Source organism: Acinetobacter sp. CAU_H_78, assembly GCF_058599365.1.
In genome coordinates, this window is sequence record NZ_CM178652.1 from 2,679,544 (window position 1) to 2,695,618 (window position 16,075).

Annotated in this window: 11 protein-coding genes and 3 tRNA genes; 8 read left to right on the forward strand and 6 right to left on the reverse strand. The window is 44.7% G+C overall.

The window, feature by feature from the left end:
- Nucleotides 1-13: 13 nt before the first annotated feature.
- The 3 genes from AC4MCD_RS12730 to AC4MCD_RS12740 all read right to left on the reverse strand — a co-directional run bounded on the left by AC4MCD_RS12730 (nucleotide 14) and on the right by AC4MCD_RS12740 (nucleotide 3,220).
- Nucleotides 14-811 (reverse strand): 2-keto-4-pentenoate hydratase, encoded by a 798-nt coding sequence (locus AC4MCD_RS12730; protein WP_491876222.1) that lies wholly within the window; start codon nucleotides 809-811, stop codon nucleotides 14-16.
- A gap of 408 nt (nucleotides 812-1,219) precedes the next feature.
- The gene (locus AC4MCD_RS12735) at nucleotides 1,220-1,888 is read right to left on the reverse strand and encodes an HAD-IA family hydrolase (protein ID WP_491876223.1); all 669 of its coding nucleotides are present in this window, start codon (nucleotides 1,886-1,888) and stop codon (nucleotides 1,220-1,222) included.
- Between the two features lie 363 nt (nucleotides 1,889-2,251).
- Nucleotides 2,252-3,220 carry an RluA family pseudouridine synthase gene (locus AC4MCD_RS12740; protein WP_419363762.1) on the reverse strand — a complete coding sequence of 323 codons (969 nt, stop codon included), beginning with the start codon at nucleotides 3,218-3,220 and terminating at the stop codon, nucleotides 2,252-2,254.
- A 769-nt stretch (nucleotides 3,221-3,989) separates the two neighbouring features.
- On the opposite strand from AC4MCD_RS12740, the gene AC4MCD_RS12745 reads away from it, so the two are divergent.
- From AC4MCD_RS12745 to AC4MCD_RS12765, 5 genes are all read left to right on the forward strand, one after another.
- The gene (locus AC4MCD_RS12745) at nucleotides 3,990-7,424 is read left to right on the forward strand and encodes an Rne/Rng family ribonuclease (protein WP_491876224.1); all 3,435 of its coding nucleotides are present in this window, start codon (nucleotides 3,990-3,992) and stop codon (nucleotides 7,422-7,424) included.
- Nucleotides 7,425-7,598: 174 nt separating this feature from the next.
- Complete coding sequence (locus AC4MCD_RS12750) at nucleotides 7,599-9,440, forward strand: long-chain-acyl-CoA synthetase (protein WP_491876225.1); 1,842 nt, start codon at nucleotides 7,599-7,601, stop codon at nucleotides 9,438-9,440.
- A gap of 197 nt (nucleotides 9,441-9,637) precedes the next feature.
- Nucleotides 9,638-9,713, forward strand: a tRNA-Lys gene (locus tag AC4MCD_RS12755).
- A 21-nt stretch (nucleotides 9,714-9,734) separates the two neighbouring features.
- A tRNA-Lys gene (locus AC4MCD_RS12760) sits at nucleotides 9,735-9,810 on the forward strand.
- 57 nt (nucleotides 9,811-9,867) lie between these two features.
- Nucleotides 9,868-9,943: transfer RNA gene (locus tag AC4MCD_RS12765), tRNA-Lys, on the forward strand.
- Nucleotides 9,944-10,101: 158 nt separating this feature from the next.
- On the opposite strand, the gene AC4MCD_RS12770 is transcribed toward AC4MCD_RS12765, so the two are convergent.
- Nucleotides 10,102-10,788, reverse strand: coding sequence for a hypothetical protein (locus AC4MCD_RS12770; RefSeq protein WP_491876226.1), 687 nt, complete (start codon nucleotides 10,786-10,788; stop codon nucleotides 10,102-10,104).
- A gap of 250 nt (nucleotides 10,789-11,038) precedes the next feature.
- Here AC4MCD_RS12770 and AC4MCD_RS12775 point away from each other — a divergent pair, with 250 nt between their 5' ends.
- The 3 genes from AC4MCD_RS12775 (at nucleotide 11,039) to AC4MCD_RS12785 (ending at nucleotide 13,769) form a co-directional block, all read left to right on the forward strand.
- Entirely contained in the window at nucleotides 11,039-11,311 is a 273-nt protein-coding gene (locus AC4MCD_RS12775; RefSeq protein WP_419363769.1) for a PspC domain-containing protein, read from the forward strand.
- Nucleotides 11,312-11,491: 180 nt separating this feature from the next.
- Nucleotides 11,492-12,274 carry a sulfite exporter TauE/SafE family protein gene (locus AC4MCD_RS12780; RefSeq protein WP_419375038.1) on the forward strand — a complete coding sequence of 261 codons (783 nt, stop codon included), beginning with the start codon at nucleotides 11,492-11,494 and terminating at the stop codon, nucleotides 12,272-12,274.
- A gap of 85 nt (nucleotides 12,275-12,359) precedes the next feature.
- Nucleotides 12,360-13,769 (forward strand): SLC13 family permease, encoded by a 1,410-nt coding sequence (locus AC4MCD_RS12785; protein ID WP_491876227.1) that lies wholly within the window; start codon nucleotides 12,360-12,362, stop codon nucleotides 13,767-13,769.
- Between the two features lie 71 nt (nucleotides 13,770-13,840).
- On the opposite strand, the gene AC4MCD_RS12790 is transcribed toward AC4MCD_RS12785, so the two are convergent.
- Nucleotides 13,841-14,950, reverse strand: a complete 1,110-nt coding sequence (locus tag AC4MCD_RS12790) for an HPP family protein (protein ID WP_491876228.1) — start codon at nucleotides 14,948-14,950, stop codon at nucleotides 13,841-13,843.
- Nucleotides 14,951-15,149: 199 nt separating this feature from the next.
- Complete coding sequence (locus AC4MCD_RS12795) at nucleotides 15,150-15,977, reverse strand: transglutaminase-like domain-containing protein (RefSeq protein WP_419375040.1); 828 nt, start codon at nucleotides 15,975-15,977, stop codon at nucleotides 15,150-15,152.
- Nucleotides 15,978-16,075 lie beyond the last annotated feature (98 nt).

The following is a 16,075-nucleotide window of genomic DNA, read 5'->3' on the forward strand; positions in this document are numbered from 1 at the left end:
CTCTTGTATTCCCTTATTCAGCAGCAAAAGCAGCTGTTACTGAACCAAAGCCTTCAATTTCAACTTTGAATTCATCGCCCGGCTGAGCCACGACCATTGGACCCAAAGCACCAGTCAAAATAATGTCGCCTTTCAGCAATGGACGGCCACGGCGTACCATTTCGTCAGCTAGCCATACAGCAGCGTTTAATGGGTTCGCCAGACATGCTTTACCTACGCCTTGGGAAACGACTTCGTCGCCACGTGTCATGACCATCTTGCAGTTCACAAGATCAAGGTTTTCCAGTTTGACCGGCTTAGAGCCTAGAACGAATGCAGCAGAAGATGCGTTATCAGCCACAGTATCGATCAGGCTAATTTTCCAGTTTTCAATACGGCTATCGACCACTTCTACAGCAGGAAGTGCATAGTCAGTCGCACTAATGATGTCTGCATACGTGTGTTTTGCTTTGGTCAGGTCTTCTTTGATGACCAATGCGATTTCAGCTTCAACTTTCGGTTGAATCAGCAAACCTGCAGGGATTGCTTCACCATCGCCATAGGCCATGTCAGCAAACAACATACCGAAGTCAGGCTGATCTACGCCAAGCTGTGCTTGAACCACTTTCGATGTCAAACCAATTTTACGACCTACCAGACGGCGACCTTCCGCCAGAGCACGCTCGGTATTTACTTCCTGAACGGCATAGGCAATATCTACGTCAGCACTTTCACCACCAAGTTCCGGGTGAATCGGTGCGATCGCAGTTTTTGAGAGTTCAGCAGTACGTAATGCTTGTGCAACTGATTCAACAACAGCAGAATTCGACATCAATGTTTCCTTAAACTGCAAAAATGAGGCTTATGCCGAGAACTAAGACAGGCAAAATGTTCTGACCTGATCATTTCGATCATTCCAATAAACAATTGCGCCTAGTACGGGCATATGAATAAACAGTTTTAGGATGAGAAAAATACGACGTGAATGCCAATAGTTATTTTATTTTTTGCAATAGCTATTATCTATAAATTAAATTTATAAAAATTAATTAAAAACATAATCTTATAATTATGAATTAAGTTATATCCCACTAAATAACTCAACAATCATGACAGAACAAAACCACTGTAATCACAACTTTAGACTAAAAGATAAGACCAGTTGTTTAAATCTACAGCATTGATCCGCATCTTCCTTTTCAGAAAATGCCGGATCTTGAATAATGACTAAGATACTGAATTAAATGGCTTCTTTCCATTGGACTTTAGCCAATAAAAAGTCATGCAAACTGCTGACGTCATCCACAATCGACAGTGGATTAAACTGTGCCAAAGTTTCCGGTGTATGTACGCCATAAGTCACGCCTACACTTGGCATGGCAATATTCATCGCCATTTCCAGGTCATAAGATGTATCCCCCACCATAATCGCTTCATGCGCATTAACACCAGTTTCAGTCAGAATTTCAGCCAGCATTAAAGGATCAGGTTTGGAGCGGGTTTCACTGGCAGCACGAGTGGCATGGAATAGTTCCAGACTATTCGTTTGTTTGAGTACCCGGTCTAAACCTTTACGACTTTTACCGGTAGCGACTGCTAATTTAATGCCTTCATCCTTTAATGCATAAAGCATTTCAGACACGCCATCGAACCAGGCATCATTCACTGAATTCGCCACATAATGATCTGAATAGGCCTGCAAAATATCGGCATGTAATTCTGGTACAGTTGGGAACAGGCGCTGCGCTACTTCCGGTAGACCCAGCCCGATAATGCTTTTCGCATCTGCATCAGTCAGCGGTTGCTGAAACTGCTGCGCGGCAAACTGCAGGCTCGACACGATCTGACCTACTGAATCAAATAAAGTGCCATCCCAATCAAAAATGACCAGTTTTACAGATGAATTCATATAAGGTTCCTAGTATTTGATTCAGTGGAGGAAGATTCGTTACTTCTCGCATGGAATTTCAAAACATGAATAAGCTTTCGTAATATCCCCTCTCCTTCTAGGAGAGGTTAAATTAATTCATAACCTCGATCAGCTTCAATGACGAACTGTTTTCGTATAGGTATTATCTACTTTTCAAGGATGAAAAGTAGCAAAAATCCTTTGTTACGCTGATGGTACGTCTCTATACCACAGCGCAACGGCGACATCCATGTCGCCTTTCATTTATTTAACAATTGGCTTGAATTCCCTAACCCTCCTTAATAAAAAGAGGAATTCCCCCACTCAAGTAAAGCAAGATAAGACTCATTAAAAAGCTAAAAATTACTCGTCATCTTCTACAGGCGTTACCACCTTATCTGCCTTTTGTGCACGAAGCTGAGCCACAAGACTCTGCATATCTTCAGGCAAAGGTGCTTCAATCGTTGGATAACCCGGAATTTCCAGACGCATCGCATGCAGACATAAACGACGTGGTTTTGGTCCACGATATTCAGTCTCGTGACCATATTTCTCATCACCCACTAACGGATGACCAATACTTAAACCATGTACACGAATCTGATGGGTACGACCAGACAATGGAGAAGCATACACCAGTGTCGCATGCATAAAACGCTCTGCCACATTCCACTGAGTTTTAGACTCTTTGCCTTCTTTAGAGACACGTACACGACGCTCACCATTAGAAAGTTCATAACGGTGTAAAGGTGCATCAATGAGTTGCTTATCCAGCGTTACCTGTCCTTTCACGACAGCGGCATAAGTTTTTTTAATCTTATGTTCACGTAATAAATCTTGTAGCGTTTTTAAGGTACTACGCTTTTTCGAGATCATCACCAGACCAGAGGTGTCACGGTCAATACGGTGAATCAGTTCCAGGTATTTTTTCCCCGTTGCAGCACGCAAACCTTCAATCAGGCCATACGCCACACCGCTACCGCCATGCACGGCAATACCCGATGGTTTATTGACGACCATTAGGCCTTCATCTTCATATACCACACGGGACAGAAGACCTTGAGCCACCTTGTCCGAAATCGGCGCTTCTGACTCATCTTTTTGTTCATAACGAATCGGTGCCACACGAATCTGGTCACCAATCGCCAGTTTGGTTTCGGCCTTAATGCGTTTTTTATTGACGCGAACCTGTCCTTCACGAATCAGACGATAAATCCGACTTTTAGGCACCCCTTTCAGACGACTGAACAGGAAATTATCGATTCGCTGTCCATCTTGATGTTCATCCACTTCAAACCAAGTGACGCTTTGCCATTGTTGTGTAGAATTCATACAGTTACTATGACCCAAAAATTACTAAAATTGATTAAAAACTGATCACTTAGGTTATGCTTTACACAAGAAACATAAGCTTAGCCCATAGGCAGATGATGCAAGGTTTGATATAGTCAGCGCACGGAAACCATCGTTTGTGAGTAAAAGTTGAAGCATTTCAGATTTCTCTGAACTTGATTATTCAATTAAAGACTCACATGATACGGGAAGGTCCCAAAAGAATTATGCCGACGCCGAAGGCTTATTATATCGGCAAACAAAGCAAACTGTTGCGTTTAATTGTACCTCAGGTACATAAATCAGTTTGTCTGAAAAAATATGTCGCCAACCTAGTTGGTTTTTAAACGTAAACTGATACACATCAGATTAGTCGCACCCTGAAGACGACTTCAGGCTACAGCGTTTGATGCATTGGATCTGCACAGTTTGTAAAGATACGACGACAATTCCGTATCAAGACACTTTCTATAAAGAAGGGATGATCTTCGAGCAATGTGACAGTGAAAGTTACTCACATCTAATGCACCGCTTGTCCGCCAGTGAAACGTTCAGGTGACTTTAATCGTTTAAAGATTGAAGCCGTATTGCCATCATCAATACGTGAATCAAAATACCGAAGCTGATCTATATTCAAGTAGACGCTGGGAATAAAAGACTCAGACCACAATGAAACTCATTGGAGATCTGGGCCATTGATCCGTGATGTGTGATGTTCGCTACGTGAATAGCGATTTTTTGCTGTGTATCACTATAAGGTGTTACACCCATGAAACGTATGTTGATTAATGCAACACATGCCGAAGAAATTCGCGTTGCACTTGTCACTGGTCAGCGTCTTTACGATTTCGATTTAGAGAATCGTACCCGTGAACAAAAAAAATCTAATATCTATAAAGGTCACGTGACTCGCGTTGAACCTTCTTTAGAAGCTGTATTCGTTGAATACGGCGCAGGTCGCCAAGGCTTCCTGTCTATGCGTGAAATCGCAAACTCTTATTACAAAGCCGATCCTCGCCAAACTTCAAATATTCGTGAACTGATTACTGAAGGAACTGAACTTCTGGTTCAGGTGGAAAAAGAAGAGCGCGGCAATAAAGGCGCTGCCCTTTCAACTTTCATCTCTTTAGCTGGTCGTTATCTGGTTCTGATGCCAAACAACCCGAAAGGTGGCGGTATCAGCCGTCAGATTTCCGGTTCAGTACGTGAAGAACTGAAAGAAATGCTTGCATCTTTAAATGTGCCACGTGGTATGAGCGTCATTGTTCGTACAGCAGGCATTGGCCGTTCTCAAGAAGAATTACAGCTTGATCTGCAACATTTGCTAGACCTTTGGGCACAAATCCAAAGCACTGCAAATTCAGGCCCGTCACCTATGCTGGTCCATCAGGAAGCAGGTGTGGTAACTCGTGCGATCCGTGATTACCTGCGTGATGATGTAGCAGAAATCCTGATTGACTCTGAGCAGGCCTATAACGAAGCCTATAACTTCGTTAAAGCAGTAATGCCGCTTCAGTTAGACAAACTAAAAACTTATACATTGAATGAGCCTTTGTTTGCGCATTTCGGTATCGAAAGCCAAATCCAAACTGCTTATGAACGCGAAGTAAAACTGCCTTCAGGCGGTTCGATCGTGATCGACCAAACTGAAGCTTTAGTTTCAATCGACATCAACTCGGCAAAATCAACTCGTGGTCAGGACGTTGAAGATACAGCGTTAAATACCAACCTTGAAGCCGCTGAAGAAATTGCTCGCCAATTACGTTTACGTGATATCGGTGGTTTAGTTGTCATCGATTTCATCGACATGACCAAAGACCGTAACCAGCGTATGGTAGAAGCAAAACTGCGTGAAGCAACACAAAGCGACCGTGCACGTATCCAGTTTGGCCAACTGTCTCGTTTCGGCCTGATGGAAATGAGCCGTCAACGTCTGCGTCCTTCACTAGAAGAAGCAACTGGTTATGTCTGCCCACGCTGTCATGGTACGGGTATGGTCCGTGACCTGCGCTCTCTTTCACTTTCAATCATGCGTAAAGTGGAAGAAATCGCCCTTCGTGAACGTCATGGTGAAGTTCAGGTTGAAGTACCAGTAGAAATTGCAGCATTCATGCTGAATGAAAAACGTCATAGTCTGGTATATCTGGAACAAACTTCAAATACACGCGTAACTGTACTTCCACATCCACACTTGGAAACACCTCATTACGAAATTTCGTATAATCCTGAAGGTTTCGCACCGACAAGTTACGAGCGTACTGAAGCAACCCGTTCAAGCGAAAAAGAACTGGGTTATGAGTCTTCTGAGTGGCATTTAGAAGAAGAACATACGCATACCGCTGCACCAGCACCTGCACAGCAGCAAAACAACGGCAAAAACAATAAACGCCGCAATAACCAGAATCAGCAAAACGTACAGCAAGCACCTGTTGCACAACAGGCACCTGCTCAAGTTGCAGCACCTGCAGCAAGCCCATGTGCATGGTTAGAAAACCTGTTTGTACAAAAACAGGCAACTACTGTTGATCAATCTCGCACGGCGAATAATGCAGCTGCTGCCATCGAACAGATGGTGAATGGCGGTGCAGTGAGTCGTGGTCAGTTCGGCCAGGTTGCTCCTGTAACACCAGCAGTATCTGCACAGCCAGCAACTATTGCAGCACCGGTAACTACCGGTAATGCTTATCTAGCGCCTTCGACCGTAGCTCATAAACCAGAGCGTGATCAGTCTGAAAAAGCTGAACGTGAAGAGAAATCACAGCGTCATAACAAGAAAGCACGTAGCAACAAGCACAAAGAGCCACGTGAACAGGCACAGTCTGATAATGCATCACAACATCAGGTGCATGAAGAAGTGGTTCAGGTTTCTCGTCAGGAACAACGTCAGGAAGCGCGTGAAAACAAACGCAACTCTCGCCGTCAGCACCACAACGAGTCTGCACAGCAAAACGAAGCTCACGGCAATGAGCAACAGCAAAACGTGCCACGTCGTGACCGTCGCAACCAGCAACGTCCAGAACGTCCAAATCGCCACCGCGATCCAAGTGTTCTGAATGAACAAGCTGCACCTCAAGCACCTGCTGCCGTTGAAGCGCCAGCAGTCAATGAAAAGCAAGTTCGTGTGGAACTGGTCGATGCTCCTCGTAAAGAAGTGATGCCAACAGCAATGGTGGTAAATATTGACGAGGCGAAAAGCGAAATTGTGGCATTGAATGACACTGCTCCAGTCGCAAAACCTGCTGTTGAAGTGACTGCCCCTGCCGATGCTCCTGTAGAAGCACCCGCTGCGGAAGAGTTCCTAGCTGAAGTGACTACATCTGCTCCTGCAGAGAAAGCACCGGAAGCTCAGTCATCATCAAAACAGCGTGCCAGCAATGACCCACGTCAACGTCGTCGCGACCGCCGTGCTGCACAAGGCCAACAGGCGAAAACTCAGCAATTGACACCATCACAGGTGCCAACACTTGGCCAATACACTATTGGTAGCCTGATTCGCCATGTTTATGGTGAAGACTGTTCAGTCCTGATTGAACAGTTCGGTCTGTTACCAACATTTAACCGTGCATTGCAAAAGTTCACGCAGGAATATAATGCGACTTTAGCAACGGTTTCGACCGCGGCCACAGAGAAAAAACCTGTAACTCGCGATGTAGAAGTCAGCAAAGCGCAACCTGAAGCAGAACCTGCACCTGTGCTGGATTTAACTCCGCCTGCACCGGTTTCAGAGAAACGTGTGGCGAATGATCCACGTGAGCGTCGCCGTCTTGCTAAACTGGCTGCCGAGCAAGCGTTACAGCAGGCAAAACAGCAAGCACAAGCTGAAGCAGAATCTACTGCGGTTGAACCTGTTCCAGAAGCAACGGCTCCAGCAGAAGAAGCGAAAGCTGAAAGTGTTGAAGCTGCACCTGCTGAAGCTCCGGTAGCTGCAGTAGAAAGTGCTGATACAACTGAAGCGACTCAAACTCCTGAGCCAGCTGCTGAAGCATCTGTAGAAACTGCGAAAGCTGAACAAGCTCCCGCTGAAGAAGTCACTGAAACGACTACAGTTGAAGTAACTCCAGCAGAAAACGAAGCTACGCCTACCGAAACTCCGGAAGCCGATAAAGCTGAAGAAACTGTAGCAAAAGCTGAAAAACCGGCTACCCGCCCACGTCGCCCACGTGGCCGTCCACCGAAAAAAACCAATACTGCAACTGAGTCATAATTCGCCCAATTGCAGTTAACTAAAAAAACCTAGTCATTTCGGTGGCTAGGTTTTTTTTGCTAGATTTTGTCAGAATAGGTTGATTACTCTAGTTTCAACACGCTAAAAGATGGCTATCATCCGTTTATTGCATATAAATTAAACGCATTGGATACGAAAAATAATAGGACGCCCATGACCCAGACGAACCAACCCGATCTTATTGGCATTGCAGATGTCGCAGCCAAAATCCCTGCCTTCATCAGTAAGGTCCCTAATCTGCTGAACGGACTGCGACAGGCTTATTTACGTACTCCCAATACGCCCGCAGGCCTGGGTTTGGCTTTTGAAAAAGCAACGCAGCGTAATCCTGAAGGTATTGCATTACGTTTTGAGGATCAGTCCTATACCTATGCTCACCTAAATGGCTGGGCGAACCAGATCGCACATTTCTACCTCTCTCTCGGTGCACAGAAAGGTGATGTGGTGGCCGTGATGGTCGAGAACCGTCCGGAGTTTATTGCCAGCGTGATTGGTCTAGCCAAGCTGGGCATCACGATTGCGCTGGTGAATACTTCTCAGGTCGGCAAAGTCCTGACACATAGTATTAATCTGGTGAAACCGATTGCGGTCATTGTCGGTGAAGAGTGCCGGGCTGCGGTTGATGAAATCCGTCATGATCTCAATATTGCTGCTGACCGTTTCCACTGGTTTGCCGATCAGAATACGCAAGAAAATATCGGACAGGCACCTGAAGGTTTTATTAACCTGGCAGAGCAGATTGACCAGTTCCCGAAATTCAATACACCGACTACGCATTCGGTACAGGGTAAAGATGGCCTGTTCTATATCTATACTTCAGGCACCACCGGCTTACCTAAAGCGGTGGTCTTTACCAATAGCCGCTGGACACTCGCCTATGGCACCTATGGCCACGTCCTGAACCTGAATAAAGATGATGTGATGTACTGCACCCTGCCGCTTTATCATGCGACAGGCATTGTGGTGTGCTGGTGTGGAGTCATTGCCGGAAGCAGTACTTTTGCCATCCGCCGTAAATTCTCTACCTCTTCCTTCTGGAAAGATGTCAAAAAGTTCGATGCTTCTGCGATTGGTTATGTCGGTGAACTTTGCCGCTACCTGATGGATGCACCACCGTCTGAACTGGAAAAGGGCCACCGCGTTACTAAGATGATTGGTAATGGCATGCGCCCGAACATCTGGGATAAATTCAAATCCCGTTTTGGCATCAAGGAAGTACTGGAACTGTATGCCTCGAGCGAAGGTAATGTCGGTTTCAGCAATGTCTTTAACTTTGACAATACTGTTGGTTTTTCACCAACACCTTATGCCATTATCGAATTTGATAAAGATAAAAATGAGCCTGTGCGTGATGCCAAAGGTCGCTGCAAACGGGTGAAAAAAGGTGAAACCGGTTTATTGATTGGTAAAATTACCCGCCGCTCCCCTTTCGATGGCTATACCGATCCGGAAAAGAACAAGGCAGTCATCATGCATGACGTGTTCAGCAAAGGCGATTCCTACTTCAATACGGGCGATCTGGTGCGTAATATCGGTTTCCGTCATGCCCAGTTTGTCGACCGTCTCGGTGATACCTTCCGCTGGAAAGGTGAAAATGTTTCAACGACTGAAGTCGAAAACATGCTGACCGAGTATGACAAAATTATCGAAGCTGTGGTTTATGGCGTAGAAATTCCGAATACCAATGGCCGTGCCGGCATGGCTGCGATTACCCTGCAACCGGGAAGCACCTTGGATGAGCAAGACCTGAAAAATATGGTCAGCACCTTTAAACGCTGTCTGCCTGCATATGCAGTTCCGGTTTTTTTACGCATTCAAAAGCAGGTAGAAACGACCGGTACCTTCAAGTATCAGAAAAACAAACTGAAAGAACAGGCTTTTGATCCAAACAAGACCGATGAACGCCTGCTGGTTTTATTGCCAGGGAGCGATGCATATTGTGAACTGACTCAAGAAATTTTTGAGAACATTCAAGCCTATCAATATCGTTTCTAAGTGCTGAAGTTGCCTATTTTTTGTTTAGATAAAGCAGAATTGTTGTATTTATAATCAAACATAGGCAACTTTGTTATTTTTTACTTGCGCTGCAATGAGATCTTGCTACAATACGCTCCATCAAACAAAGTGGTGCTTTCAGAACTTTTTAGTTTCTCTTGCACTGCACGATTAAGCCTTGCTTAATTGTTGGTTCAGGGCCGTTAGCTCAGTTGGTAGAGCAGTGGACTTTTAATCCATTGGTCCCGCGTTCGAGTCGCGGACGGCCCACCATTAAATTTGATATCCCCTGATGGGCCGTTAGCTCAGTTGGTAGAGCAGTGGACTTTTAATCCATTGGTCCCGCGTTCGAGTCGCGGACGGCCCACCATCATTTCTAAAATCTCTTTTTAGAAACTTCAATCAAAGCTACTTTGATTACCCGAATGGGCCGTTAGCTCAGTTGGTAGAGCAGTGGACTTTTAATCCATTGGTCCCGCGTTCGAGTCGCGGACGGCCCACCATTCTCCCCTCTATATTTATTTTCTTCTTTCAATATTCTTATAATATTTCCTATATTATTCAGTTCATTCTTTTTATTTAAGCGCAGTTCATCCTGACAATTTTAAAATCGCCATTTTCATTTATGCTGTTTTTAAATTCTTTAGAGACTTTATCGCTTTTATTCAGTGATTTTAAATTCAGAATCTTTGACCAGCTCATACGCTTTAGAAGGCGCAGGATAACCCTGATCAAATAATTGCTGGTTTGCCCGTTCTTTTTCGTCATAAATTTTTTCCAGATTCATGACCAGATGGGTTGGGCTTTTAATCATATAGTAGAACTTTGCTCCTTCTTTACGGTCCACGATCAGTTCAGTTTGTTCCGGATTAATCGTCCAGCGATCCTTACGATAGGTCACATTACTTTCGGTCTGAACCCGTCTGGAATTATTCACAAAGACTTTGCCATAATGCACGATACTGCGATGCACTGTACCATCTGGCAATAAAGTCAAAATAAACACCGACTTCCCTTCCGTACAAGGTGCAAACCGCCCGTCACAATCAATCTGGGTAAGATAACGCCCGACATAGCTTTTGGCATAATCCGGTACAGGTTTAGGATCGACATTTGGTTCTACAGGCAATGCATTATAGGTTGCAGTCTGGGTGAGCGATTTAGCATTACGGATATCATAACTTTCGTTGGCAGCGGAGATGACTACGCCATCTTGTGCCAAAGTTTTCGTAGTATCAGGTAAGGGTTTGCTTTGATGGTCATCACAGGCAATCAGTCCTGCAACACTTCCCAGCACAAATCCAAGCCGGCATAAACCACTTAAATGATGCGATACATTCGATTTCATTTTAAAAACATACCTGAAGGGGTGCACATCTATATAGGCAGACGACTCACTGAAAACTTATAAATTTTAATAATGAATTCAATGGAATTTTTATGATCTTAGTGATTTTTTAAGGATTATTTAATCTCCCGTAACATTACTTAACGAATTTATTTTCAATAGATACTTTAAAAATTCAGATAAAACTCCATTCTTATAAATACGAGTCATTTTTTAGACTCAACCTTATTTTTTCTATCAGGAGACTTGGATGGCCAATGTTGGTTTATATCGCTCTAACCGCTCAAACATGATTGCAGGTGTAATGGGTGGTATTGCTGAACGTTTTGGTTGGAACGCAAATTTATTACGCTTGATCTTCGTGATTATTTCGGTCATGAGTGCTGCTTTCCCGGGTATCTTAGTTTATCTGGTTCTATGGTTAGTGATGCCAAAAAAGAATTCTATGCCTGATTATGCCGCGAGTAGAACTGATTATGAACATCCTGTGCGCACAGTAAATCAGGATAAAGACTACCGATAAAATCGTTTCCTCTTTCACCTAAATATTCATATGGTGAAATTTTTATGCCACGGTCCTTCCCCCAAAAGATCGTGGTTTTTTTTGCCTGATTTTTAGGTTTTGGTCTTATTACCATTTTATGCTTTACCCTGCTCGCCTATTCAGGATAAGTTGATGCTTTATTCTTGAAATGGATTTCAGATGACGCAGGCAGAATGGATTGTGCTTTGGCTGTGTGCGATCGCGGCATTACTGCATGGGGTCAGTGGCTTTGGCTTTCCTATGCTGAGTACGGCTGCCTTATCCAGTGAATATGCCTTAAGTACAGCAGTCACCCTGGTGATTCTCCCCTGCCTGTTATTGAATCTTTGGATGCTCAATAGTGATCCAAAACATAGCCTGTTGCAGAGCATTCGCTATTATGCCTCACGCTATTGGCCACTCATGCTCAGCAGTCTGGTCGGTAGCGTGATAGGGGTTAAACTACTCATCTGGATCAATGAAGGCTATCTTAAATTATTGCTGGGTCTGGTGATTATTTTCTATGTACTGGATCAGTTACGTTCTACTCCGCTTCGGGTCAGTAGCAGCCAGCTCAGTATGCTGGGATTCGGTTTACTGGCTGGCATGATCGGAGGCGCAACCAACGCCATGGCCCCCTTCCTGATGATGTATCTGCTTAGCTGTCAGCTCTCCAAAACCGATATTGTGATTATCAGTAATCTCAACTTTATTGCCAGCAAGCTGGTTCAGCTGACCTTACTTTTCCCGATCCTCATTTCTTTGCAAACCCATCAGCGACATATCCTGCTCGGAATCACATTATTTGCACTCATCGGCGTCTGGTTAGGGGGAAAAATACGGCATCGACTTTCCCAGCAACATTTCAAATATCTAGTGCTGTTTTTTCTATTTGGACTGGGGATTTACGCACTTTGGCAAAGTGTGGGATTATTACAACACTCTACTATACTGTTTAAATAATATCTTTTTTAATCAAACCACATATTTACTTTTATAAGAATTTCAAAAACGCTTTTTAAATAAAAAAGTTGAGCAAGGAGGTTGTATGAACGACCCTTTACGCACCCCGACTGATGCCATACCAAAAGGAATTCGCAAAGGCTGGATTTTAATTGTGATCGCTGCAGTGATCTCTTATGGCTTGTATCATATTTTGCCTTATGACGAAAATGCCAATAAGGGATTGGCCTTACTGACCTTTATCGCCATTTTATGGCTGACCGAAGCGATTCACATCACCATTACTGCCCTGTTGGTACCCATACTGGCAGTCGTCCTCGCCATGCCCATGGCCAAAGGCGATGAACTGGAACCAATTACCACACAAGCAGCACTGACTACTTTTGCAGACCCCACTATCTTCCTGTTTTTTGGTGGTTTTGCCCTAGCCTCGGCGCTACATATCCAGAAACTGGATAAGAAAATTGCCACATGGATTATCTCGCTTTCCGGTGGACATCTTGGTGCTTCGGTACTGGCCATATTTTTAGTGACTGCTGCACTGTCGATGTGGATTTCCAATACCGCCACCGCAGCCATGATGTTGCCCCTAGCGCTGGGTTTACTTTCGCATCTGGATGTTGAAAAAGATCGTAAAACCTTTGTGTTTATTCTGCTCGGGATTGCCTATTCGGCCAGTATTGGTGGCTTGGGCACTATCGTTGGTTCTCCACCAAATGCGATTGCAGCCAAAGCCCTCGGTTATGACTTCGCTGACTGGATGAAAGTCGGCCTGCCAATGATGTTCATTATCCTGCCGGCAATGTTAGTAAGCCTGTATCTGGTGCTACGTCCAAAACTGAATCATAAGGTGAATTTTGTCACTGAAAATATTCCCTGGACCACGACCCGTATTGCCACCATGATTTTATTCCTTTGTACCGCGACTGCCTGGATTTTCAGTAAAAAATTGACTGAAAATTTCGGCATTTCACAGCCCGATACCTGGATCGCGATTCTGGCAGCCTGTATGGTAGTGATTCTGGGTACGGCTACATGGAAACAGGTTGCTGAAAATACCGATTGGGGTGTGCTCTACCTGTTTGGTGGCGGCTTGACCTTAAGTGCTGTCTTGAAGGATTCAGGCAGTTCTCTGGTTTTAGGTCAAACACTGGCAAATGCTTTTGGTGATGCCTCGCCTTTAATGATTATCTTTGTGGTGGCAACCTTCATCATCTTCCTGACCGAACTGACCAGTAATACTGCCTCGGCTGCCTTACTGGTTCCGGTCTTTGCGGCCATTGCCGACCAGATGGGTATGCCTAAAGAAATTCTGGTAATTGTGATCGGGATCGGTGCTTCTTGTGCCTTCATGTTGCCTGTAGCCACCCCACCGAATGCGATTGTATTCGGTAGCGGCCATATTCCTCAAAGAGAGATGATGAAAGTCGGCTTTGTCCTGAATGTGATGTGTGTGGTGCTGGTTTCCCTGTTTATTTACTGGTTCTTTATCTAAGTTGAGATAAATCCAGATTCCAAATAAAAAAGCACCCGAGGGTGCTTTTTTTAGGACAATCCCAAACAGTTTTAAGCTCTCATTTTAAAATGGTTCAGTTCCTGATTCAGGGCAGCGATAATATCTGCGCGGCTAATAATTCCGACCAGACGCTGCTCGCTCACTACCGGAATATAGTTAAAGGAACGCTCCACAAAATAGGGCACCAGATCCTGAATCGGCTGCAATGGCTGCACAGTGACCACTTTACGGGTCATAATATGTTTGACCTGATGTTCCCAGCTGCTGCGCACATCTGCAGCACGTTTAAACCATTCTACCACCTGATACATGGCCAGCGTTCCTACCAGCTTACCTTCCGCATTAACCACTGGCAGGCTCATCAGATTCATCTCTTTAAATTTATCCAGTGCATGCTGAATGTCATCATTGGCATTCAGGGTCACCACATCTTTGGTCATAATGTCCTGACAGGTGAACTGGTTGACCGCACGGGCATTGGCTCGGTCCTGCGCTTCTAGAATAATCTTTTGCAGGTCATATTCACTGATGTCCAGCAGCTCGGTTTGCTGATCCAGTACTTCCTGAATATCCTGTGGCTGGATGGTGACTTTCTGGGTCGGGGTCGGATCTTTGGAACGGGTATTTAATTGCGCCTGCTGCGGATAACGCTTGCCAATCATTCGGTTAAAGACAATCGCAATCACCATCAATAAAATTGAATTTAGCAGCACCGGATAGAAAACGAAAGCATAGCCGAGTTCATGGACCGCATTGCCGCCGAGTACCGCGGTAATGGCCACAGCACCACTGGGTGGATGTAGGGAATCTGTGGTCATCATCAGGATAATGGCCAAGGCCACCGCCAGACTAAAAGCTTCAGTTGGACTGGCAATAAACAAGGCGCAGGTTACACCGACTACAGCCGCAATAGTATTACCTACCAGAATATTCCAGGGCTGTGCCAAAGGACTGGCCGGAACTGCAAACAGCAGCACAGACGAGGCCCCCATCGGCGCGATATACCAGGCTTCAAAATCACCCAGAATCCATAAACTCAGTAATGACGATACCGTGAGACCCAGTAGTGCCCCAATACCGCAGAGTAAACGGTCTTTGAGTGGAAGAACTTTAAAATTTGGTTTTAAGGTATTGAGCCAGTCGAGATTGGAATGGAACACGGCGCGCCTGATTTTAATGTTTACAGATTTTGCGCATTATAAAACTAGTCGCTTTAAAGATGTATTCATTTTATATCTTTTAATCAAACTTAAATGGATGCTGTTTAAAAAGCCAAGTCTCTCTCCAGGCGACAGTCATCCATCTAGTCCTATTTTACTGTTCAATCTCTATAGAGGATTTTCAATAAGATAATTCATGTCAGGTGATTTTAGTCTCAACGCGACTATCGCATTCTGGTTTAATCAGAGGTTCGATTTTGAGCAGCTCGACCTGTCCATAATAGGTTGAGAAAGCCACATCTCCGGCATCTACCCCGGTGCCAATGCGAATCAGCTCGTCGACCGGAGCTAAACGGGTCGGATCAAACTGCACCCATCCTCCTTCCAGATAGGCTTCAAAAATGGCATGAAAATCAGGTAAAAACTTTTCAATTTCCACATAACCGACCACCATGCGTGCCGGAATGCCCAAAGCACGGCACAGCGCAATGCCTAAATGGGCAAAGTCACGGCATACCCCCGCCCGGTGGACCAGCACATCTGTCGCAGTCGTAAACTGGTCAGAACAGCCAGAGACATAAGAAATATTGTTATAAATCCACTGTTCAATGGCTTTTACACGCGTATAGCCGGGCGTCATCCAGCCAAATGAACGTTTTGCCATTTCTAGTAATAAATCTGAATTGCAATAGCGACTGGCCAGCAAATAAGGTAGGACTTCATCCGGCAGGTCTGGAATTTTGACTTCACTCAAGTTTTGCCTCAGATCATTCGGAATGCTCGGCTGACGGGTAACTGTCGCGCTATAATTCAGTTCAAATGCTTTACAAGGTTCGAGTTGCAACCGGATATGGCGGTTTTGATGCTGAGCATCCCGAAATTCATGCCACTTGACCGGCATATTTATGGTGAGCTGTTCTTCTAAAATATTTTGATCGGGATGATGGGCGACCTGAACCATAAAAATAAATTCGGTAGGTTGCACAATCTTGTATTTTAAATGGCACTGAATTTGGTAAGTGGTCATGAAGTTCCTTATTATTAGGCATTATTATATTGTGTGAAGATTAAACTAATTCTAAGACCGCAATCGTATGAGATCAGTTTAACTTTATCGCGCTTCAG